Origin of the sequence: Streptomyces sp. DH12, from assembly GCF_020873895.1 — a bacterium.
Lineage (GTDB): Bacteria > Actinomycetota > Actinomycetes > Streptomycetales > Streptomycetaceae > Streptomyces.
The window spans coordinates 1-428 of the sequence record NZ_JAHWGT010001288.1; the positions used below are offsets into that span (position 1 = coordinate 1).

Annotated in this window: 2 protein-coding genes; both read left to right on the forward strand. The window is 72.4% G+C overall.

The window, feature by feature from the left end; genetic code table 11:
• Nucleotides 1-4 precede the first annotated feature (4 nt).
• Entirely contained in the window at nucleotides 5-325 is a 321-nt protein-coding gene (locus LPA54_RS42775) for a serine hydrolase (RefSeq protein ID WP_267479271.1), read from the forward strand.
• Nucleotides 237-428: hypothetical protein (locus LPA54_RS39725; RefSeq protein ID WP_228985264.1), on the forward strand; the 192-nt coding region annotated here is incomplete at its 3' end. The genes LPA54_RS42775 and LPA54_RS39725, both read left to right, overlap by 89 nt.

Here is a 428-nt window from a genome sequence, read left to right on the forward strand (position 1 = left end):
GCCCTTGGGTTCCGTCACCAAGGTCGCCACCGCCACCGCCGTCCTGCTCCTCGCCGATGACGGCGACCTCGACCTGGACGAACCCGTCAGCGACCTCCTGCCCGACTTACCCGGCGAGTCAACCGATGTGACGACCCGTCACCTCCTGAGTCACACCGCCGGCCCCCCACCGGGCCCGACTCCGACAGCGCCGTCGGCACCACCGCCTCCCGCTACCTCTCGACCGGCAGGTCAAGGTGCGCGGCTTCCGCATCGAACCCGGCGAGATCGAGGCCGCCCTGACCCGGGACCCGCAGGTCCGCGAGGCCGTCGTCGTGGTCCGTGACCACGACCCGGGCCGCGGCCGGCGCATCGGCTACGTCCCCGCAGTCTGCGGGAGCGCATGGAGAACGCCGAAGCCTGACGCGCTCGCGCGGAGGCACGAAGGA